Origin of the sequence: Enterobacter sp. E20 (assembly GCF_000801755.2) — a bacterium.
Lineage (GTDB): Bacteria > Pseudomonadota > Gammaproteobacteria > Enterobacterales > Enterobacteriaceae > Enterobacter > Enterobacter asburiae_B.
This window is the reverse complement of record NZ_CP012999.1, coordinates 1,952,210-1,966,894: the sequence shown is the minus strand read 5'-3', so window position 1 is coordinate 1,966,894 and position 14,685 is coordinate 1,952,210. Positions and strand designations below refer to the sequence as shown.

The 14,685-nt window shown below is 57.6% G+C and carries 16 protein-coding genes and 1 other annotated feature; of the genes, 5 read left to right on the top strand and 11 right to left on the bottom strand.

Annotation, left to right across the window (positions count from 1 at the left end):
* Window positions 1–15: 15 nt before the first annotated feature.
* Genes NI40_RS09350 through NI40_RS09330 form a run of 5 tightly spaced genes read left to right on the top strand, consistent with a single transcriptional unit; the run spans window position 16 to window position 4,790 of the window.
* Entirely contained in the window at window positions 16–723 is a 708-nt protein-coding gene (locus NI40_RS09350; protein ID WP_039262088.1) for a CoA transferase subunit A, read from the top strand.
* A gap of 2 nt (window positions 724–725) precedes the next feature.
* Complete coding sequence (locus NI40_RS09345; protein ID WP_039262087.1) at window positions 726–1,382, top strand: CoA transferase subunit B; 657 nt, start codon at window positions 726–728, stop codon at window positions 1,380–1,382.
* Window positions 1,383–1,391: 9 nt separating this feature from the next.
* Window positions 1,392–2,573, top strand: coding sequence for an acetyl-CoA C-acetyltransferase (locus NI40_RS09340; RefSeq protein WP_039262086.1), 1,182 nt, complete (start codon window positions 1,392–1,394; stop codon window positions 2,571–2,573).
* Between the two features lie 44 nt (window positions 2,574–2,617).
* Window positions 2,618–4,009, top strand: coding sequence for a GntP family permease (locus tag NI40_RS09335; RefSeq protein ID WP_039262085.1), 1,392 nt, complete (start codon window positions 2,618–2,620; stop codon window positions 4,007–4,009).
* A 10-nt stretch (window positions 4,010–4,019) separates the two neighbouring features.
* Window positions 4,020–4,790, top strand: a complete 771-nt coding sequence (locus NI40_RS09330) for a 3-hydroxybutyrate dehydrogenase (protein WP_039262084.1) — start codon at window positions 4,020–4,022, stop codon at window positions 4,788–4,790.
* A 40-nt stretch (window positions 4,791–4,830) separates the two neighbouring features.
* Here NI40_RS09330 and selO read toward each other — a convergent pair whose 3' ends face one another.
* From selO to rplT, 11 genes are all read right to left on the bottom strand, one after another.
* Window positions 4,831–6,273 (bottom strand): protein adenylyltransferase SelO, encoded by a 1,443-nt coding sequence (gene selO, locus NI40_RS09325; RefSeq protein ID WP_039262083.1) that lies wholly within the window; start codon window positions 6,271–6,273, stop codon window positions 4,831–4,833.
* 61 nt (window positions 6,274–6,334) lie between these two features.
* Window positions 6,335–7,051, bottom strand: a complete 717-nt coding sequence (locus tag NI40_RS09320; RefSeq protein WP_032657851.1) for an EAL domain-containing protein — start codon at window positions 7,049–7,051, stop codon at window positions 6,335–6,337.
* A gap of 294 nt (window positions 7,052–7,345) precedes the next feature.
* Window positions 7,346–7,810 (bottom strand): NlpC/P60 family protein, encoded by a 465-nt coding sequence (locus NI40_RS09315; protein ID WP_008500650.1) that lies wholly within the window; start codon window positions 7,808–7,810, stop codon window positions 7,346–7,348.
* 74 nt (window positions 7,811–7,884) lie between these two features.
* Window positions 7,885–8,640, bottom strand: a complete 756-nt coding sequence (gene btuD / locus NI40_RS09310) for a vitamin B12 ABC transporter ATP-binding protein BtuD (protein WP_039262082.1) — start codon at window positions 8,638–8,640, stop codon at window positions 7,885–7,887.
* Window positions 8,640–9,191: a glutathione peroxidase gene (locus tag NI40_RS09305; RefSeq protein ID WP_023311298.1), complete on the bottom strand. Its 552-nt coding sequence runs from the start codon at window positions 9,189–9,191 to the stop codon at window positions 8,640–8,642. The genes btuD and NI40_RS09305 overlap by 1 nt, the downstream gene beginning before the upstream one ends.
* A gap of 34 nt (window positions 9,192–9,225) precedes the next feature.
* A complete protein-coding gene (gene btuC, locus NI40_RS09300; RefSeq protein ID WP_039262081.1) occupies window positions 9,226–10,206 on the bottom strand; it encodes a vitamin B12 ABC transporter permease BtuC in 981 nt (326 codons plus the stop codon).
* 103 nt (window positions 10,207–10,309) lie between these two features.
* The gene (gene ihfA, locus NI40_RS09295; protein ID WP_003857805.1) at window positions 10,310–10,609 is read right to left on the bottom strand and encodes an integration host factor subunit alpha; all 300 of its coding nucleotides are present in this window, start codon (window positions 10,607–10,609) and stop codon (window positions 10,310–10,312) included.
* Between the two features lie 4 nt (window positions 10,610–10,613).
* Window positions 10,614–13,001 carry a phenylalanine--tRNA ligase subunit beta gene (pheT, locus tag NI40_RS09290; RefSeq protein WP_039262080.1) on the bottom strand — a complete coding sequence of 796 codons (2,388 nt, stop codon included), beginning with the start codon at window positions 12,999–13,001 and terminating at the stop codon, window positions 10,614–10,616.
* Window positions 13,002–13,016: 15 nt separating this feature from the next.
* Complete coding sequence (gene pheS, locus NI40_RS09285) at window positions 13,017–14,000, bottom strand: phenylalanine--tRNA ligase subunit alpha (protein WP_021241084.1); 984 nt, start codon at window positions 13,998–14,000, stop codon at window positions 13,017–13,019.
* A gap of 62 nt (window positions 14,001–14,062) precedes the next feature.
* Window positions 14,063–14,187, bottom strand: a sequence feature (Phe leader region).
* Entirely contained in the window at window positions 14,138–14,182 is a 45-nt protein-coding gene (pheM, locus tag NI40_RS24090) for a pheST operon leader peptide PheM (protein WP_001386830.1), read from the bottom strand. It overlaps the preceding feature by 45 nt.
* A gap of 117 nt (window positions 14,188–14,304) precedes the next feature.
* The gene (gene rplT / locus NI40_RS09280; RefSeq protein ID WP_000124850.1) at window positions 14,305–14,661 is read right to left on the bottom strand and encodes a 50S ribosomal protein L20; all 357 of its coding nucleotides are present in this window, start codon (window positions 14,659–14,661) and stop codon (window positions 14,305–14,307) included.
* Between the last annotated feature and the right edge of the window lie 24 nt (window positions 14,662–14,685).

Below are 14,685 nucleotides of genomic sequence, written 5' to 3'. Positions count from 1 at the left end.
ACGGGAGGGATGACTATGGCGGGACTGGATAAGCGCGTCGGCAGCTATGCGCGGGCGCTGGATGGGCTGACGGACGGAATGACCTTGCTGGCGGGCGGCTTCGGCCTGTGCGGGATTCCGGAGAACCTGATTGCAGAGGTCAGACGCCGTCAGGTGAAAGATCTGACGGTGGTATCAAACAACTGCGGCGTGGACGGTTTCGGTCTCGGGATACTGCTCGAAACGCGGCAGGTTCGCAAAGTGGTGGCCTCTTACGTCGGCGAGAACGCCCTGTTCGAACAGCAGGTGCTGAGCGGCGAACTGGAGATTGAACTCACGCCTCAGGGCACGCTGGCGGAAAAGGTGCGCGCGGGCGGCGCGGGCATTCCGGCATTTTACACGGCCACCGGCTACGGCACGCCCGTGGCTACCGGCAAAGACGTGCGCCAGTTTGCGGGGAAGCACTACATCCTTGAAGAGGCCATTACCGGCGATTTCGCGCTCATTAAGGGCTGGAAAGCGGACTGGTACGGCAACGTTGTCTATCGGCATACCGCGCAAAATTTTAATCCGCTGATGGCAACGGCGGGCCGGATAACGGTCGTCGAGGTGGAAGAGATAGTTCCCCCGGGCGAGCTGCCCCCGTCGGCCATTCATACCCCGGGAATTTACGTCGACAGGCTGATTGTCGGCCAGTTTGAAAAACGCATTGAACAGCGCACCCTGCGCGCGGAAGGAGTCTGACGATGTTAACCCGTGAACAGATGGCCATGCGCGTCGCCCGCGAGCTGCGCGACGGGTATTACGTCAACCTGGGGATCGGCATCCCTACCCTGGTGGCGAACTACATTCCGGACGGAATGGACGTGATGCTCCAGTCGGAAAACGGGCTGCTGGGGATGGGGGCTTTTCCTGACGAGCAGAGCCTTGACGCCGACATGATCAACGCCGGTAAACAGACCGTGACCGCGCGCACCGGCGCGGCCATTTTCGACTCGGCCCAGTCGTTTGCCATGATCCGCGGCGGTCATGTGGATCTGACCGTACTGGGCGCGTTTGAAGTGGACGTCGAGGGCAATATCGCCTCGTGGATGATCCCCGGAAAGATGGTCAAGGGCATGGGCGGCGCGATGGATCTCGTCGCCGGGGCGCAGAACATCATTGTGGTGATGACCCACGCCTCGAAAAGCGGTGAGTCAAAGCTGCTGCCGCGCTGCACGCTGCCGCTCACGGGCGCGGGCTGTATCCGTCGGGTCTTGACCGACCTCGCGTTGCTGGAGATCGAGGACGGCGCGTTCATCCTGCGGGAATACGCCCCCGGCGTCAGCATCGACGAAATTGCGGCTAAGACAGCCGGGAAAATGATTGTGGCGGACAACGTTCGCGAGATGCGCTTCAACTGAGGACTCACGATGAAAGAAGTCATAATTGTCGGGGCAACGCGAACCCCCATTGGCAGTTTTCGCGGCTCGCTATCGTCCCTTTCAGCGGTTGAGCTGGGGGCCGTCGCGGTGCGGCACCTGCTGGAGAACAGCGATCTTCGCGAAGAACAGGTAGATGAACTGATTTTCGGACAGGTGCTGACGGCGGGATGCGGGCAAAACCCGGCGCGTCAGACGGCCATCGCCGCCGGATTACCCGTCAGCACGCCGGCGACAACGGTCAACCTGGTGTGCGGCGCGGGCCTAAAAGCGGTGCAGCTCGCCGCGCAGGCGATCCGCTGCGGCGACGCGGACGTGGCTATCGCTGGCGGTCAGGAGAGCATGAGCAACGCCCCCTATCTGCTGGACGGCGCGCGTTCAGGGCTGCGTTTTGGCCATACGGGCCTGCAGGACAGCATGATTACCGACGGGCTGTGGGACGCGTTCAACGATTACCACATGGGGATCACCGCTGAAAACGTCGCCCGGGAGAATGCCATTTCCCGCGAGCAGCAGGACGCCTTCGCCGCCCGGTCGCAGCAAAAAGCGGCCTTTGCCATCGAAGCGGGTCGGTTTGACGCCGAGATTGCGCCGGTGACGGTAAAACAGGGCAAAAAAACGCCGCTTATCGTCAGCCGTGACGAACAGCCCCGGCCTGGCACTACCGCTGAGCAGCTGGCGCAGCTGCGCCCCGCCTTTTTGCAGGCGGAAGGCACGGTGACGGCTGGAAATGCGTCAACGCTCAACGACGGTGCCGCTGCGGTGCTGCTGATAAGCGGCGAAAAGGCGCGGGAGAGCGGTTTGCCGATCCTCGGTCGCATCGTGAGCTACGCCGTGACGGGCGTTGACCCGTCGGTAATGGGCATCGGACCGGTCAGTGCCTGCCGGACGGCGCTGGCGCGGGCGGGCTGGACGCTCGATGACGTGGACCTCATTGAAGCCAATGAAGCCTTTGCCGCCCAGGCGCTGGCGGTGGGCAAGCAGCTCGGCTGGGATGAGCGCAGGGTGAACGTTAACGGCGGCGCTATCGCCCTGGGTCATCCGATTGGCGCCTCCGGCTGCCGCATCCTCGTGACGCTGCTGTACGAAATGCAGCGCCGTGACGTCAAAAAAGGGCTCGTCACCCTGTGCGTGGGCGGCGGGCAAGGCATTGCTCTGACCGTCGAGCGGTAAGCATCTCGTTGGTACCCGAATAATAACTAAAGTGAGGAGTCGTAATGAGCGTGTTAATTGCCCTGGCGGCGCTGGCGCTGCTGATGCTGGCGGCCTATCGCGGATACAGCGTTATTTTGTTTGCGCCGATTGCGGCGCTCGGCGCCGTGCTGCTGACCGATCCGGGTGCCGTCGGCCCGACGTTTACCGGCCTGTTTATGGAAAAAATGGTGGGCTTCGTCAAGCTCTACTTCCCGGTGTTCCTGCTGGGGGCCGTTTTCGGCAAGCTGATTGAGCTTTCCGGTTTCTCACGATCCATCGTCGCGGCCGCGATTCAGATCCTCGGCCGTCGCCACGCCATTCCGGTGATTGTCCTGGTGTGTGCGCTGTTAACCTACGGCGGCGTGTCGCTGTTCGTGGTGGCGTTTGCAGTGTATCCGTTTGCCGCGGAACTGTTCCGCCAGAGCGGCATCCCTAAGCGGCTGATCCCGGCCACCGTGGCGCTGGGGGCATTTTCGTTTACCATGGACGCCCTGCCCGGCACGCCGCAGATCCAGAATATCATCCCCACCAGCTTCTTTGGCACGAACGCCTGGGCCGCGCCGTGGCTTGGGCTTATTGGCTCTCTGTTTATTATCGTCTTTGGCCTGCTCTGGCTGGAGCGCCAGCGTCGTAAGGCGTTCAATAACAACGAAGGCTACGGCACGGATCTGAAAAATGAACCCGAAACGCCGGATAACATTAACCTCCCGCACCCGCTGATTGCTATCTCCCCGCTGCTGGTGGTGGGCATACTGAACCTGCTGTTTACCCGCTGGATCCCCGGCTGGTACGGCACGACCCACGAGCTTACTCTGCCAGGCCTGGCGAAACCGATTGTGACCGAGGTGGGCAAGATCACCGCCATCTGGGCCGTGGAAGCGGCGCTGATCTCCGGTATCGTGCTGGTGCTGATTTTTGGCTTTCGCAATATTCGGGGGCGTCTGGCTGAAGGCAGCCGGACCGCGGTGAGCGGTGCCATTCTGGCGGCGATGAATACCGCCTCGGAATACGGTTTCGGCGCGGTGATCGCCGCCCTGCCCGGGTTCCTGGTGTTATCCAAAGCGCTGGCGGCCATCCCGAATCCGCTGCTGAATGAGGCCATCAGCGTGACGGTGCTTGCGGGGATCACCGGCTCGGCGTCCGGCGGGATGAGTATTGCCCTCGCCGCCATGTCAGACTCGTTTGTCGCCGCCGCCCACGCAGCCAATATCCCGCTTGAGGTGCTGCACCGCGTGGCCTCGATGGCGAGCGGGGGGATGGATACCCTTCCCCATAACGGCGCGGTGATTACCCTGCTGGCGATTACCGGCCTGAGCCATCGTCAGGCCTACGGCGGCATTTTTGCTATCACCCTCATTAAAAGTCTGGCAGTGCTTTTTGTCATTGCCGTGTTCTATCTGACCGGCATTGTGTAAGGAGAGAAAGATGAATCTGAACGGTAAGACCGCGCTGGTGACGGGCTCGACCAGCGGCATTGGACTTGGGATCGCCCGCGTACTGGCGAAGGCCGGGGCGCAGCTGATCCTCAACGGTTTCGGCGACAGCGAATCAGCAAGAGAAGAGATTGCGCAGCTGGGCAAAAAGCCGGGCTATCACGATGCGGACCTGCGTGACGTGCTGCAAATTGAAGCCATGATGCGCTACGCCGAATCGCAGTTTGGCGGCGTGGACATTCTTGTCAACAACGCCGGGATACAGCATGTCGCCCCGGTTGACGCGTTTCCGGTGGAGAAATGGAACGACATTATCGCCATTAATCTCTCCTCGGTATTTCACACCAGCCGGCTGGCGCTGCCCGCCATGCGCGAGAAAAACTGGGGGCGCATCATTAATATCGCCTCCGTTCACGGGCTGGTGGCCTCAAAAGAGAAGTCAGCCTACGTTGCCGCCAAGCATGGCGTAGTGGGCTTTACGAAATCGCTGGCGCTGGAAACCGCCCGCACCGGTATTACCGCCAATACCATCTGCCCCGGCTGGGTACTGACGCCGCTGGTGCAACAGCAAATCGACCAGCGCATCGCTGAAGGCGTCCCGCCGGAGCAGGCTCGCGATCGGCTTCTCGCGGAGAAACAGCCTTCGGGCGAGTTTGTTACCCCGGAGCAGCTGGGTGAACTGGCGCTGTTTTTGTGCAGCGAGGGCGCCGTGAACGTTCGCGGCGCCGCGTGGAATATGGATGGCGGCTGGGTTGCGCAGTAATTTTTGCCGGGTAAGGCGACGCCGCCACCCGGCAAAATCGCTAGCTTGAACAGCTGACCTCCAGCCGCTTGCCCCAGTCAGGCGGGCGGCTGACGTAGTCATCATCCCGCTCGGCAAACGGCGTGCGCAACGCCAGATGCAGGCGGTGTAGCTCGTCGTATTCCCCCTGCTCTGCCTGCTCAATCGCCCGCTGCGCCAGCCAGTTGCGCAACACCATCGCGGGATTTGTCGCGTTCATCTGCGTCAGGCGGGTAGCGTCATCCACCCGCTCCTGCTGCAGCCGCGCGCGGTAAGTGGCAAACCAGTCGTCAAACGCCTGTCTGTCAATAAACTCGTCGCGCAGCGGTGAGGCCGCACTGTGCTGCTCCGTCTGGCCCAGCATCCGGAAGGTACGGGTATAATCGCTGCCCTCGCGCGCCATCAGGGCAAACAGACCGTTGAGAATGTCGTTATCGCCCCTCTCCTGCGTCATCAGCCCCAGCTTGTTGCGCATCAGCGTGCCGTATTCTCGCAGCAATATATCCTGATAGCTGTCGAGCGCATCATTGAGGGCATCTACGTCGATGAACGGCGACAGGGTTTGCGCAAGCCGCTGCAGGTTCCACAGGCCAACCGCTGGCTGATTATCAAAGCTGTAACGTCCCTGATAGTCGGAGTGGTTGCAGATATAGCCAGGCTGATAATCGTCCAGGAAACCAAACGGACCGTAATCAAAGGTCAGCCCGAGGATCGACATGTTGTCCGTATTCATGACGCCATGCGCAAAGCCCACCGTTTGCCAGCGGGCAATCAGGCTTGCGGTACGCGCAACCACATCCCTGAACCAGAGAACGTATTTATCCGCCTCGTCCTGCAAATGCGCCCAGTGGTGACGAATGGCAAAGTCAGCCAGCTGGCGAACCTTGTCCGGCTCGCGGCGATAGTAAAAGTGCTCGAAATGACCAAAGCGCAAATGGCTTTGCGCAATACGCATCAGCATTGCCCCTTTTTCCACCGTTTCGCGCGCTACCGTCGTATCGCTGGTGACAATCGACAGCGCGCGCGTAGTGGGAATCCCCAGGGCGTGCATCGCTTCGGACGCCAGGCACTCGCGAATCGTTGAACGCAGCACCGCGCGCCCGTCGCCCATTCGCGAATAGGGAGTAAGACCCGCCCCTTTCAGGTGCCAGTCAACCGTCTCCCCGTTGGGAAGCCGTTGTTCGCCGAGCAGGATCCCCCTGCCGTCGCCAAGCTGTCCCGCCCAGACGCCAAACTGATGTCCGCTATAGACCTGAGCCAGAGGTTGCATCCCGGCGATAAGCGTTTCCCCGCCCCAGACGCCTGCGCCTTCTGAAGGCTGAAACAGCTTAGGCGGAATGGCCAGCTCTTCTGCCAGCAAATCGTTATGCCAGATAAGGCGTGAATTTTGTAACGGTGTTGGTTTGAGTGCGGTGTAAAAGCCAGGCAACTCGTCATGCCAGTGAGCAGTAAAAGACAGGGTCATAGGTCCTCCTGCTTTTAGTGTAGAGGGTTTACCCGGACTTAAACACGGGCGAAAGCAAGGGTTATCGCTGCTGAACCAGCGATGTAACGTGCTCCGCAGAGACGGCTGGCCAGAGTGCGCCCTGCATGGCGCCAAAATTGAAGGACAAAACGCGTTGCAACAGGCCGTGGTCGTCAATGCCCGAGACGATCACTGACTGGCAGTGCGGCGTGATTTGCCAGAGGATGGCGCGCATAAAAGGCTCGAAAGAGAGCTCCGGGGCACGCTGCTGAATGAAGCCTTTGTCGAGAATAACCCGTTTAAATAATCCATCGTAGACCGCTTTGAGCGATGCGGCGCCTGCGCCAAAGTTTGCCAGGACCAACGGGAAATGGATTGCCATTCTCGCCAGCTGCAGATCGTCCTTTCCGTTATTTAAACCTGGATAATTCTCATTAACAGTAAACTCAAGAAACGGGTAACGCTCAAGGATTGAAACAGCGTTTCCATTACTTAATAAAAATTCAACTATTGCAGGTGTAATATTGATCCATGCAATTAACTGATGCTGAATAAAAAACAGTTTACAGGTATCAAGCAATTGCAATTTTTCGTTAAACAGCACTAACTCTTCAGCTGCTGAAAGCCGAGGGATAACGAGCTCAGTGGGGATCCGCACATCGCTGCCGACGCCAGTAAAGTTAACCAGAACCTCTAAACCTTTAAGCTCCCCTGCGCTATTACGAGCAGGCAGAAGCAGCAGTTCAGACTGGTAAGCATTATCTAGCGTAATAATCATTGCACTCGCTCCGCATTAAAGATGAGAGAGGACATCCTGGAGCAATTGCCGACACAATTCCACTGTCTTGATTTTAATAAGATTAATTTCATTAGTTCCGTTTTTATTTTCAGATTTATCCCTGAATCTAAAATAATTTTATCCTGGTTGCCGAATAATAGCCAGTTTTAGATAAAACAGACACATGCAGGATTCGCTAATTTTAGATAAATTTAACTTTAAGCATCTTATTTGAGAAAAAACGGCATGATTTATTAGATACCATGCCGTCATAAGAGAAGTGTCTGACAAAGACTATATACGTCGTGCCTGCCAGAAATTTTTACGCCAGTAAACATTATCAAGAGAAGAGCGCATCACCCCGCGGCTTGTCGAGGCGTGAATGAACTGATTGTCTGTATCATATATCCCCACGTGCAGACCGCTTTCACCCGAGCCGGTTTTGAAGAAAACCAGGTCCCCGGGCAGAAGATCGTCTTTATCAATTTCAGTGCCAATTTCGGCCTGCTTGCGCGTTTCACGCGGAAGCTGTAAATCAAACTTGTCGCGGAACGTCATCAGAACGAAGCCGGAACAATCTACGCCGCCGCGGCTCATTCCGCCGTAGCGATAAGGCGTACCGCGCCAGTTGCTCAGCTGATCGTTAAGGCTGGCAATGACGGTGATCGAATCTGAAAGCCGTGGGTTAGGCGGCGGCGCACGATGGCTACTGCATCCCGCAAGAAAAAGTGCGGCCATCAGGAGAAACCAGAATCGCATTTTCAGACGAATCCTCTGCTTTTTTTGTTCTTTTCGTAATTTAGCGTGCAATTGTGCTAAGAGGCAAGAAACGGTTACGTCTGCCCGGTAGAAATCAGCATCTTATGTCCCTCAATATCCAGCCTGCGGAACGACATGTTGTACGCGCGGGCAAGATGGGGCGGCGTAAGAACCCGATCCCGCGCGCCGCTGGCGATCATCTTTCCCTGCGACAGCAGCCACACCCGGTGGGCATGACGCAGGGTGTGGTTGAGGTCATGACTGCTCATCACCACGGCGATACCTTTTCGGCTCAGGGTGCTTAACAGCGTATCCAGTGCCGCCTGCTGCGCCACGTCCAGACCGCTCATGGGTTCATCGAGGAGCAGCATTCGCCCGTGAGGATTACCTGCCGGGTGGATCTGAAGAATGACCGCCGCCAGGCGCACCCGCTGCCACTCTCCGCCGGAAAGCTGGCTGGCATGCCGGGACAGTTTATCTTCCAGTCCCAGGGCCGATGCAACGTCCGTCAGCAGTGCCGTCTGTTGTTTGTCGTGCAAATGCAGCATCAGATAGTGCCAGACCGGCATCGCAAAGGGCGGCATCTGCTGCTGTACGAGATAGCTGCGCCGATGCGCCAGCGAGACCGGCGTCCAGTCCGCGAGCGTATGCTCCAGCAGCGTTATCTGCCCTTCTCCGCCGGTCATGCCTGCCATCCGCGCCAGCAGCGTGCTCTTCCCCGCACCGTTTGGCCCGACAAGATGCAGGATTTCGCCCGCATTGACGATATCGGTTATCGGCTCCAGACGTCCCCGCTCGGCAACGTCCGTGAGCTGCATCAGCAACGACATTATTTCGCCAGCGCCAGCTTGATCGATTCCATGACGATCGGATCTTCAGGGGTCATATCCGGCGAAAAACGCTGAACGACCTGGCCGTCGCGGCCAATCAGGAATTTTTCAAAATTCCACAGGATATCGTCCGGGTAAAGCGGCGCGCGGCCTTTGCTGGCCATGCGTTCATAAAAACCGCTTCCTTCTGGCGCAACGGCCTTCGGCGCGGCAGCGATCAGCTTCGCATACAGAGGATGGCGGTCTTCACCGTTGACATCGATTTTGCTGAACATCGGGAACGTCACGCCATAGGTGGTGCTGCAGAAGGTTTTAATCTCCTCTTCGCTGCCCGGCTCCTGGCCCAGGAACTGGTTGCACGGGAAGCCCAGCACGGTGAAACCGTCTTTCTCCCAGGCCTTCTGAATGTTCTCCAGCTGTTCGTACTGCGGCGTCAGGCCACATTTGGATGCCACGTTGACGATAAGCAGCACGTTGCCTTTGTAGCCTTCCAGCGTGGTGTTATCGCCATCAATGGTGGTCACTTCAGTATTCAGGATGTCTGACTGCATAGCATTCCCTCAGGTTGTCTTACGGCTTGTTGATTTAACGTCCAGCTTTTAATAGTAGCCAGATAAACACCGGCGCGCCCAGCGTGGCGGTCACCACGCCAATCGGCAGCTCTGCGGCCGTCAGGGCAAGCCGGGCGATGACATCGGCCACCAGCAGCGTGACGGCCCCGGCAACCGCCGAGGCCGGAAGCAGGGTCCGATGGTCCGTGAGGCCACACAGGCGCAGCATGTGCGGAATCACCAGCCCGATGAAGCCGATCGCGCCCGCCAGAGCTACGCTGACGCCGACCAGCCAGCCAATGGCTATTACCAGCACATTACGCCAGAACCCAATCGGCATGCCGAGCTGGCGGGCAGAGGTTTCACCCAGCGCGAGCATATTCAGCGGCTGCGCCTGCAGGGCCGCCCAGACGATGACCGGCACCAGCAGCGCCATCAGCCAGCCCTGGTGCCAGTCAACGCCGCCAAAACCGCCCATCATCCAGTACATCAGCTGACGCAAGTCAAAGGATGTTGAGAAGTAGACCGCCCAGGTCATCAGCGCGCTGCAGATGATCCCCAGCGCCACGCCGGCAAGCAGCAGACGGCTGGTCGATAAGTGCCGTCTGGCGAAACGAAGAAGGATCGCGGTGATTAGCAGCGCGCCGAGGATAGCGCTCAGGCTAATACTCCATCCGGAGAGTTCTCCCCCACCCAGCATCACCGCCGCAATCAGGCCTACGCCTGCGCCGTTCGACACGCCGAGCAGCCCGGGCTCCGCCAGAGGGTTATCAAACAACGCCTGCATTATGGTACCGCACAGCGCCAGCGCGGCGCCGACCAGAACCACCGCGACGGTGCGCGGCAGGCGAATTTGCCAGACGAAGAGCTGCCCGTCCGGCCCCCACCAGCTTTCAGGCCCGATCCATCTGTCGCCCGCGCAGAGGCTCACGCCCGCGGCGACAATGAGCAACAGCACCAGCAAAAGCAGGTGACGCTTATCGGAACGGTGCTGGCGATGGGCATAATCAAGCATGTGTACGGTTTTAGTAGCGAGAGATGTAATTGATTTTACGGCGGGTTTGCCGGAGAGCGCAAAGAAAAAAGGCCGCGTGGGCGGCCTTTTTAGTTAGTTCATATTACTCTGCTTTGGGCGTTGCGTTTTCGACACGGCTTTTCAACTTCTGGCCGGGTCTGAAGGTCACCACGCGGCGGGCTGTAATGGGAATATCTTCCCCCGTCTTCGGGTTGCGGCCCGGACGTTGGTTTTTGTCTCGCAAATCAAAATTGCCAAAACCGGAGAGTTTTACCTGCTCACCATTTTCCAGAGCACGACGGATCTCTTCGAAAAACAGCTCTACCAGCTCTTTGGCATCCCGTTTGCTAAGCCCAAGCTTATCAAACAGATATTCTGACATTTCAGCTTTTGTAAGCGCCATAGGTTCAATCCCTCAATGATGCCTGGAATCGCTCTTTTAATGCCTCTACACATTTGGCGACGGTAGCGGCAATCTCCTCTTCTTCGAGTGTACGGCTGGTATCCTGAAGGATAAGGCTAATAGCGAGGCTCTTGAAACCTTCTGCTACGCCCTTGCCGCGGTACACGTCAAATAAGTTTACGCCAACTACCTGATTTACGCCAACTTTCTTACATTCGGCCAAAATATCTGCTGCAGGCACATTTTCCGCGACCACAACCGCGATATCACGGCGGTTTGCCGGGAAGCGGGAGACGTCCTGAGCCTGAGGAATAACGCGGTCAGCCACCGGGTTCCATTCCAGCTCGAACACGATGGTACGGCCGTTCAGGTCCAGCTTACGCTCCAGCTCAGGGTGAACAACCCCAATAAAACCAACGCGTTTGCCGTCTAAATAGATCGCTGCGCTCTGGCCCGGATGCAGAGCCGGGATAGCTTCTGCGCGGAATTCAATTTCAGATAATTTACCGGTCAGATCCAGAATCGCTTCCAGATCGCCCTTCATATCGTAGAAATCAACCGTGCCTTTTGCCAGGTCCCAGTGCTCTTCATAGCGGTTGCCGCTGATGGCGCCAGCCAGCATGAGATCCTGACGGATGCCTAAATTTGCCTGATTATCCGGTACAAAGCGCAAACCGCTTTCGAAAATTCGCACGCGGTTTTGCTGGCGATTCTGGTTATAAACGACAGTACCCAGCAGGCCCGTCCACAGAGACAGACGCATCGCGGACATTTCGCTGGAAATTGGGCTTGGCAGGATCAGCGCCTCCTGACCCGGGTGGATCAGCTGCTGCAGCTTTGGATCAACGAAGCTGTAGGTGATCACTTCCTGGTAGCCTTTGTCGTTCAGCATGGTTTTCACACGCTTCAGGGACAGGTCGGCTTCGCGGTGGGTGCCCATCACCAGACCTGCCTGGACAGGCTCGTCAGGGATGTTGTTGTAGCCGTAAACGCGGGCCACTTCTTCCACCAGATCTTCTTCAATTTCCATGTCGAAACGCCATGATGGCGCAACGGCTTTCCACTCGTCCTGGCCTTCGGTTACTTCACAGCCCAGACGTTTCAGGATGTCGGTTACCTGCGCATCGGCAACGTGGTGGCCAATCAGGCGATCCAGCTTGCTGCGGCGCAGGGTGATGGTTGCGCGCTTCGGCAGGGTCGCTTCGTTGGTGACGTCGATAACCGGGCCCGCTTCACCGCCGCAGATGTCGATCAGCAGGCGGGTCGCACGTTCCATCGCTTTGTACTGCAGCGCCGGGTCAACGCCGCGCTCGTAGCGGTGAGAGGCATCGGTATGCAGGCCGTGACGGCGTGCGCGACCGGTGATGGAGAGCGGGCTGAAGAACGCGCATTCCAGCAGGACGTTTTGCGTCTCGTCGTTGACGCCTGAGTGCTCGCCACCGAAGATACCGCCCATTGCCAGCGCTTTGCCGTGGTCAGCAATCACCAGGGTGTCGGCGTTCAGTTTCGCTTCGCTGCCGTCCAGCAGAACCAGGGTTTCGCCCTCTTTCGCCATGCGCACAACGATGCCGCCGTCGATACGATCTTTATCGAACGCGTGCATTGGTTGGCCCAGCTCCAGCAGAACGTAGTTGGTCACGTCAACCACGGCGTCGATAGAGCGGATACCGCAGCGGCGCAGCTTCTCTTTCATCCACAGCGGAGTTGGCGCTTTCACGTTGATGCCTTTCACCACGCGACCGAGGTAGCGCGGGCAAGCATCCGCAGCGTCAACCTGAATAGGCAGCACGTCACTGATAGTCGCTTCAACCGGCGCGATTTCCGGCGCGTTCAGCTCAGTCTGGTTCAGCACGGCCACGTCGCGCGCCACGCCGATGATACCTAAGCAGTCGGCGCGGTTTGGCGTGACGCTGATTTCAATGGTGTTGTCGTCAAGCTTCAGGTATTCACGGATATCGGTGCCGACTGGCGCATCCAGCGGCAGCTCAATAATGCCGTTATGATCGTCGGAAATACCCAGCTCGGAGAAGGAGCACAGCATGCCTTCAGACGGCTCACCGCGCAGCTTAGCCGCTTTAATTTTGAAATCACCCGGCAGCACCGCACCGACGGTCGCCACGGCCACCTTCAGGCCCTGACGGCAGTTTGGCGCACCGCAGACGATATCCAGCAGACGGTCACCGCCCACGTTTACTTTTGTTACGCGCAGTTTGTCAGCGTTGGGGTGCTGGCCGCACTCGACCACTTCGCCGACAACCACGCCGTTGAAGGCACCGGAAACCGGCTCAACGCCGTCGACTTCCAGACCTGCCATGGTGATCTGGTTAGAAAGCGCGTCGCTGTCCAGCGTGGTGTTCACCCACTCGCGTAACCACAGTTCACTGAATTTCATTGTTCTGTCCTGCCCTTATTTAAACTGTTTGAGGAAACGCAGATCGTTTTCGAAGAATGCACGTAAGTCGGTCACGCCGTAGCGCAGCATAGTCAGACGCTCCATGCCCATGCCGAAAGCAAAGCCGGAGTAAACTTCCGGATCGATACCCACGTTGCGCAGCACGTTTGGATGCACCATGCCGCAGCCCAGCACTTCCAGCCATTTGCCGTTTTTACCCATCACGTCAACTTCCGCAGACGGTTCGGTGAACGGGAAGTAGGACGGGCGGAAACGAACCTGCAGATCTTCCTCAAAGAAGTTGTTCAGGAAATCGTGCAGCGTGCCCTTCAGGTTGGTGAAGCTGATGTTTTTATCAACAATCAGACCTTCCATCTGGTGGAACATTGGAGTGTGGGTCTGATCGTAGTCGTTACGATAGACGCGGCCCGGCGCGATAATGCGGATTGGCGGCGCCTGATCCTTCATGGTACGGATCTGAACGCCGGAGGTCTGAGTACGCAGCAGACGCGTAGCGTCGAACCAGAAAGTGTCGTGGTCAGCGCGTGCCGGATGATGGCCAGGAATGTTCAGTGCGTCGAAGTTATGGTAATCATCTTCGATTTCCGGGCCAGTCGCCACGGTAAAGCCGAGCTCACCGAAGAAACTTTCAATGCGATCGATGGTGCGAGTAACCGGGTGCAGACCACCGTTTTCGATGCGGCGACCCGGCAGAGAAACGTCGATCGTCTCTGCGGCCAGACGCGCATTCAGCACCGCGCTTTCCAGCTCGGCTTTGCGCGCGTTCAGCGCCTGCTGAACCTGCTCTTTAGCTTCGTTAATCACCGCACCCGCTGCCGGGCGTTCTTCTGGCGGCAGCTCACGCAGGGTTGTCATCTGAAGGGTCAGGTGCCCTTTCTTCCCAAGATATTCGACGCGGACATTGTCTAACGCGGCAACATCTGAGGCCTGATTAATGGCGGCTGTTGCACTGGCAACCAGCTCTGCGAGATGTGACATGATTTTCCTCATTATGTCGGTGCAGACACCGATTTGGTGGAGTTATTCTCTCAAATTCAGGCACAAAAAAAGCCTCCATCGGGAGGCTTATCTGGCGCTGTTTTTCGTTTCATCTTTCACGCGCTAGCCTCCTGAAATCAGGTGCTAAAGTAAAAGAAGAAGCGGAAAATAGCAGCATTCATGCTTGCGTTACCTTGTCTGGTAAAAACCGTTGAGACCTTATTGAAAAGCCTGGACGGATAAATGTCAATCTTCTGATGGTGTTAAATGAAAAGAGGGAGCAAAGCCCCCTCTCTCAACTGGCTTATGCCAGTGCTGCTTTCGCTTTTTCGACCAGAGCGGTGAACGCTACTTTGTCGAATACTGCGATGTCAGCCAGGATCTTACGGTCGATTTCAACAGAGGCTTTTTTCAGGCCGTTGATGAATTTGCTGTAAGAAATACCGTTCTGACGTGCTGCTGCGTTGATACGCGCAATCCACAGTTGACGGAACTGACGCTTACGCTGACGACGGTCACGGTAAGCGTACTGACCTGCTTTGATAACAGCCTGGAAGGCAACGCGGTATACGCGTGAACGCGCACCGTAGTAGCCTTTAGCTTGTTTCAAAATTTTCTTGTGACGTGCACGTGCAATTACACCACGTTTTACGCGAGCCATATGTGCTCTCCTGTATCTATATTC